Annotated in this window: 7 protein-coding genes; 2 read left to right on the forward strand and 5 right to left on the reverse strand. The window is 53.3% G+C overall.

Annotated elements, in window-relative coordinates; genetic code table 11:
- Nucleotides 1-73: 73 nt before the first annotated feature.
- The gene (locus L977_RS04265; protein WP_047624939.1) at nucleotides 74-580 is read right to left on the reverse strand and encodes a YbjP/YqhG family protein; all 507 of its coding nucleotides are present in this window, start codon (nucleotides 578-580) and stop codon (nucleotides 74-76) included.
- Entirely contained in the window at nucleotides 580-948 is a 369-nt protein-coding gene (locus L977_RS04270) for a hypothetical protein (RefSeq protein ID WP_023330468.1), read from the reverse strand. The genes L977_RS04265 and L977_RS04270 overlap by 1 nt, the downstream gene beginning before the upstream one ends.
- Nucleotides 949-1,124: 176 nt before the next feature.
- On the opposite strand from L977_RS04270, the gene ppk2 reads away from it, so the two are divergent.
- Nucleotides 1,125-1,943 carry a polyphosphate kinase 2 gene (gene ppk2 / locus L977_RS04275; protein WP_014883908.1) on the forward strand — a complete coding sequence of 273 codons (819 nt, stop codon included), beginning with the start codon at nucleotides 1,125-1,127 and terminating at the stop codon, nucleotides 1,941-1,943.
- A 290-nt stretch (nucleotides 1,944-2,233) separates the two neighbouring features.
- The gene (locus L977_RS04280) at nucleotides 2,234-2,557 is read left to right on the forward strand and encodes a CcdB family protein (RefSeq protein WP_047624941.1); all 324 of its coding nucleotides are present in this window, start codon (nucleotides 2,234-2,236) and stop codon (nucleotides 2,555-2,557) included.
- A 71-nt stretch (nucleotides 2,558-2,628) separates the two neighbouring features.
- Here L977_RS04280 and fdnI read toward each other — a convergent pair whose 3' ends face one another.
- From fdnI to fdnG, 3 genes are all read right to left on the reverse strand, one after another.
- Entirely contained in the window at nucleotides 2,629-3,285 is a 657-nt protein-coding gene (fdnI, locus tag L977_RS04285) for a formate dehydrogenase-N subunit gamma (RefSeq protein ID WP_047624943.1), read from the reverse strand.
- A complete protein-coding gene (gene fdxH / locus L977_RS04290; RefSeq protein ID WP_047624945.1) occupies nucleotides 3,278-4,162 on the reverse strand; it encodes a formate dehydrogenase subunit beta in 885 nt (294 codons plus the stop codon). Before fdxH ends, fdnI begins: the two co-directional genes overlap by 8 nt.
- 11 nt (nucleotides 4,163-4,173) lie before the next feature.
- Nucleotides 4,174-6,614 (reverse strand): formate dehydrogenase-N subunit alpha (gene fdnG / locus L977_RS04295; protein ID WP_052192607.1); only part of this gene is annotated, 2,441 nt, incomplete at its 5' end.

A 6,614-nucleotide genomic window follows, 5' to 3' on the forward strand; every position in this document is an offset into this window, starting at 1 on the left:
CTGCTACGCGGCGGGAATGAAAACAGATAGCCCCGGCAGGAGTCAGGGCTTGAAAGGGTTTAGGGTGTCGTCTTTACAGTGCGCTTTCTGCCGATGATTTAGCGCGAGTAATCGCGCCAGCATTGAAAATTGGGTGCTCGTGATGGTTTGTTATGTCACGAACGCGATAGATTTTCCATGCGTCGTCTTCACGACGAAGAAATACTTCAAGGTGTATGCTTCTTCCGCCAGCCGCTCCCTCCAAAACCTGAACTACTTCCCCATTTAAAAATGGCCTTGCGTTTTCTACTCGTAACGCAGGTATCCATTCGCGAGAATAATCCTGAGTATACGTAAAGTAGTCAGACTCTATTAATTCTTGTTCAGAGATGTCCTGAATGGCATCAATGCGAGCAATAGTATCAGCAGAAACATATTTACGCAGTTCGTCGGCAGGGTAAGGCCTGACGTCATCGCTACCGAATGCGGAAAGATAGGATTTATAAAATGCTTCGGTAGCGTCTTGCGCACTTTGATCTTGATTGGCAGCCGAAGTACATCCCACCAGCAACATTGCGAATGATAAAAATATCCGTTTCATCAATGCATCCTGTAAATTTTAAAGGGAGGTTGCATTTTGCGGTACCCAGGCCCAGGATACATGCCTTTTTGAACAAAGTCAGAAATCCACTGCGTGCCGTCATACATCGTCATGTGACCTATGCCATTTCCGCCGGGGTATGGTTGTATCACTGCGACATCGCCAGAAATTAACGTTGAACCGGGCGGCAGCTCACTGAATCCAGCACGCAATAATTCCGCCCCATAATCTTTTGCATAAGCAGTGTTAGATACCTTAACACCTCCAGCCAGAATGGCCAGGCGGGTAAACTTAGCACATTCACTATGAGAGTGTCCCAGAGCATGTGAACGGAGATACGAAACTGCAGCTTCTTTATTCCAACTCATTCTTAGTCCCTTTAAGTAAATAAGAGTGAAATTATCTTACTAACCGCACTTAGAGCGAGGGATTAAAAGTGCTGTAAAATTAATTCCATAAAAAAATTACGTATAATATCAGGTGGATTACACTTCATAGTGCGGCCTCGCTTTTTCCCGCGCCGGACAACCTGAGGATGACAATCATGGGAAGCAAGAAGAAAACCAGTGTCGCTGTTGATGTCGAAAAAAATGCACCGCTGAAAACCAAAGAGTACGAAAAAGAGCTTCGTCGCCTCCACGTTGAACTGGTGAAGCTCCAGCAGTGGGTCGTCGCCAAAGGGTTAAAAGTGTGTATTGTTTTTGAAGGGCGCGATGGCGCCGGTAAAGGCGGCACCATAAAAGCGATCACCGAGCGCGTAAGCCCGCGCGTTTTCCGCGTTGTTGCCCTTCCCGCCCCCACCGAGAAAGAGAAAACCCAGCTCTATTTTCAGCGTTATGTTCCCCATCTGCCCGCTGCCGGGGAGATCGTGATATTCGACCGAAGCTGGTACAACCGCGCGGGCGTCGAGCGGGTCATGGGGTTCTGCACGCCGGAACAGGTGGAGAAGTTTCTCGACGGTACGCCGGTGATGGAAAAAGCGATGGTTGATGCCGGGATTATTCTGCTGAAGTACTGGCTCGAGGTGACACCGAAAGAGCAGGAGCGCCGTTTACGTGACCGTATTAACGACGGTCGTAAAATATGGAAGCTCTCGCCGATGGATATTAAATCGTTTAACCTGTGGGATGAATATACCGTAGCGCGCGATGCCATGTTTGCGGCAACCGATACCGCCTGGGCACCGTGGTATGTGGCCCGTTCGGAAGATAAAAAACGCGTGCGGCTGAATATTATTTCGCATCTCCTGACGCAGATCCCGTATAAAGAAATTCACGTTGAAAAGGTGGAATTACCGAAACGTAAAATTGGCAAAGTGAAACCGACGAAATACCCGTTCCGTTATGTGGAAGAGCGGTTCTAAGATTACTGGAAGACGGCTCGCAGAATGTAGATTACCAGGGGAAAAGGTATTGTTTTTTGTTGGCTGCGGTTGATAATGGCCGCACCAACAAAGGAGATACGAATGAAACACACAGTTGACCACACCCTCTCGCGAAGCATTAAACCAACAGTACCGTCGAGCCATACCTCACCAGACTCCGTTGTGCCGTGTCAGTCATCAGATGCGGATCGTTCATTCATTCACTCAATGAATGAGTTTGTGGAAAAACATGGAACTATTACTGATGATGAGTTTTTCAGGGTGCTTTAATGCTGAGACAATTTAATGTTTACCGGAATACCTCTACAGCAACCAGGGATAAGCTGCCTTACTATATGCTCATTCAGGATGATTATTATGATGATCTTGCCACGCGCGTAATTGTGCCACTCGCGAGAGTGAATAAATTACCGTTATGGCAGAGTCAGCTGGCACCAGCCGTAAATATCGATTTTGAAACGTTTCTAATTTATTCACCCACGATAACCAACCTTAACAACAATAAAATTAACCCCAAAGATTTTGTTTGTAATTTACGTAACACACGTCATGATGTTATAGCCGCAATTGATCGTTTATTAACTAATACATGACGCCAGTCGGCCAGGCATTTGTCCTGCCCGCGCAAGCGCAGCGCCGCCGGGCAAAGCCGACGGCGCAGGTCTTACTTCATCCCTTCCGTACTTTCCTGTTTCGCTTCCAGTCGTCCCACATCGCGATACCAGCGCGGGTGATGTTTCTGCGCCCAGCGACGACTCACCTTCCCTTCAATCATTCCTTTAATCGACCCCTTCACCCAGAACGCCATATACATATGGATCAAAATGGCATGGATCAGAATAATGGCTGAGGTGGCGTGGATCAGCAGCGCGTAGCGCACCACCTGAATCGGGAAATACGAGGCAAAATACGGACGCCAGATAATGACGCCCGTCACCAGCAGCACAAAAATCATGCTCATGATGGTCCAGAACATCATCTTTTGTCCGGCATTATATTTGCCTACTTTCGCCACTTTATGCTCGTTGCCCTTCAGCACTTCGACAATTCCTTTTAGCCACGGAATGTCCTGCTTATCCGGGATATTGTGATGGACGAAGCGCACGAACATAAACATCAGCACCACGAAAATCAGCACGCCGAAGAACGGGTGCAGAATGCGTCCCATCTGCGGGGTGCCGAAAGTTTCCGTCAGCCACTGGAGCGTAGGGAAGAAAAACGAGATGCCGGAGACCGCCACCAGGAAGAAGCAAATGACCACCGTCCAGTGACAGGCGCGGTCGACAAACTTCGTGCGCACGATCATTTTCGACTTACTCATGATGCTCCTCCTCGTCGTCATCCACCTCTTTATTTGGCCCGATACCAATGTAGTGATAAATCAGCCCGGCAAAGGTGGCGATAAAGCCCGCTGCAGAGAGCGGTTTGAGCGCCCCTTTCCACAGGTTGATTGAGGTGTCGATCGCCGGATCTTTCGGCAGATTGTGATACAGCTCCGGCTGGTCGTTATGGTGCAGCACGTACATAACGTGCGTACCGCCCACGCCCTGCGGGTTATAAATACCCGCCTTGTCGTAGCCGCGCGCTTTGAGTTTGTCCACCCGCGCCTGCGCCACATCAAGCATCTCTTTCTTGGTGCCGAAGTGAATCGCCCCGGTCGGACAGGTTTTCACACAGGCAGGCTCCTGCCCGACGCTCACGCGGTCCACGCACAGGGTGCATTTATAGACCCGGTTATCCTCTTTATTGAGGCGCGGAATATTAAACGGACAGCCCGCGATGCAGTACCCACAGCCGATGCAGTTGTCCTGCTGGAAGTCGACGATCCCATTGGCATACTGAATAATCGCCCCCGCGGACGGGCACGCCTTCAGACAGCCCGGATCCTCACAGTGCATGCAGCCGTCTTTACGGATTAACCACTCCAGCTTGCCGTTCTGCTCGGTCTCGTTAAAGCGCATCACCGTCCAGGATTTGGCGCTCAGATCCGCCGGATTATCGTAGACCCCGACGCAGTGCCCCACCTCGTCGCGGATATCATTCCACTCCGAACAGGCCACCTGGCAGGCTTTACAGCCCACGCAGGAAGAGACATCGATAAGCTTAGCGACTTCTGCCTTATAGTCCCGCGCACGAGGCGCGGGGGTAATCGGGTTGGTCGCGGAGCGTTTAATAATGTCTTGTGTTTCCATCGCCATTTAATCGCTCCTTACGCTTTCTCGATGTTGACCAGAAACGCTTTGTACTCCGGCGTTTGCGAGTTGGAATCGCCAACGTTTGGCGTCAGGGTATTGGCGATGTAGCCTTTCTGCGCCACCCCTTCAAAGCCCCAGTGCAGCGGAATACCGACCGTCTCCACCTGCTGACCATGAACGTTCAGGCTCTGCAGACGACGGGTCACCACCGCCACCGCGCGGATAAAGCCACGCTTGCTGCTCACCTTCACGCGGTCACCGTTGGCAATCCCCTTCGCTTTCGCCAGCGTTTCGCTTATCTCCACAAACTGTTCCGGCTGGGCGATAGCGTTAAGCCGCGCGTGCTTGGTCCAGGTATGGAAATGCTCGGTCAGGCGATAGGTTGTACCCACATACGGGAATTTGTCCTTTTTGCCTAAGCGCAATACGTCGTCTTCATAGATCCGCACCACCGGGCTGGAGACCACGTTCGGGTGCAGCGGGTTAGTGCCGAGCGGCGTTTCCATCGGCTCGTAGTGTTCCGGGAATGGCCCTTCTGCCAGCTTGTTAAGCGCAAACAGGCGACCCAGCCCTTCCGGCTGCATGATAAACGGCCCGGTGTTGCTGCCCGGCGCGGCGGTGTTGTAGTCCGGGATATCATTCCCTGCCCACTTCGAGCCGTTCCACTGGATCAGCATGCGTTTTGGATCCCACGGCTTGCCGTTCACGTCGGCGGAGGCGCGGTTATACAGCACGCGGCGGTTCAGCGGCCACGCCCAGGCCCAGCCCAGCGTATTGCCCAGCCCGGACGGGTCGGCGTTATCGCGGTTCGCCATCTGGTTACCCTGCTCCGTCCAGCTGCCGGTGTAGATCCAGCAGGAAGATGCCGTGGTACCGTCATCACGCAACAGCGCGAAGCTGTTCAGCAGCTGGCCTTTTTTCGCCACCAGGCTGCCGTTGGCATCATAAATATCCGCCAGCGCAACGCCGTTGTTCTCTTTCGCCACTTCTTCTGACTCTGGACGATCCGGCTGCTTATAGTTCCAGCGCATTTTCAGCAGCGGCTCAGCGCCTTTACCGCCCTCGGTGCGATACATTTCGCGCAGACGATGGTAAATCCCGGCCAGGATCTCACCGTCATTCCGCGCTTCACCCGGCGCCTCCTGGCCTTTCCAGTGCCACTGCAGCCAGCGACCGGAGTTCGCAATGGAGCCATCTTCTTCCGCAAAGCAGGTGGACGGCAGGCGGAACACCTCGGTCTGAATCGACGCCGGATCGACATCGTTCGCTTCACCGTGGTTCTGCCAGAAGGTCGAGGTTTCGGTCACCAGCGGGTCGATGACGACCATGTACTTCAGCTTGCTCAGGCTGCGAACGACTTTGTTCTTGTCCGGGAAGGACGCTACCGGGTTAAAGCCCTGGCAGATATACCCCGTGACGTTCCCCTTATCCATCATGTTGAAATACTTAATGACGTCGTACGCCTGGTCCCACTTCGGCAGCCACTCGAAGCCCCAGTCGTTCTCCTTCTGCGCCGCGTCGCCGTAGAAGGATTTCATCAGGCTGACGTAGAACTTCGGATAGTTGCTCCAGTAGTTCACCTGATCCGGCAGCGTCGCTTTTGGCGTGTTGGCCTCAAGATACGTTTGCAGATTTGCCTGCTTTTCCGACGGCAGCGTCAGGTAACCCGGCAGGCTGGTGGAGAGCAGGCCGAGGTCGGTGAGCCCCTGAATATTGGAGTGACCGCGCAGCGCATTTACGCCGCCCCCTGCCATCCCCATGTTGCCGAGCAGCAGCTGGATCATTGCCATGGTGCGGATGTTCTGCGCACCCACGGTGTGCTGCGTCCAGCCCAGCGCATACAGGAAGGTCGTTGTTCTGTCTGCCGCACTGGTGGAGGCCAGCACTTCGCACACTTTCAGGAAGTCCGCTTTCGGCGTACCGCAGATGTTCTCCACCACGTCCGGCGTATAGCGGGAAACATGCTGCTTCAGCAGGTTCCACACGCAGCGCGGGTGCGTCAGTGTTTCATCGCGCATCGCATAGCCATTTTCGTCGAACTGATAGTTCCACGAGGACTTGTCATACTGGCGTTTTTCCGCGTCATAGCCGCTGAACAGCCCGTCGTCGAAGGCAAAGTCATCCCGTACCAGCAGGTTTGCGTTGGTGTAGTGCTTAACGTATTCCGCGTTAATTTTGTTGTTTTCGATCAGGTACAGCAGTACGCCGGACAGGAACGTAATGTCCGTGCCGGAGCGGATCGGCGCATAGATATCGGCCACCGAAGCCGTGCGCGTAAAGCGCGGATCGACGACGATCAGCGTCGCATCGTTGTTGTTTTTCGCTTCCATCGCCCAGCGGAATCCCACCGGATGGGCTTCAGCGGCGTTACCGCCCATTACCACCACGACGTTAGCGTTTTTGATATCAACCCAGTGGTTGGTCATCGCACCGCGACCAAATGTTGGAGCAAGAC

It is taken from the genome of Enterobacter sp. ZOR0014 (assembly GCF_000798855.1).
Classification (GTDB): domain Bacteria; phylum Pseudomonadota; class Gammaproteobacteria; order Enterobacterales; family Enterobacteriaceae; genus Enterobacter; species Enterobacter kobei.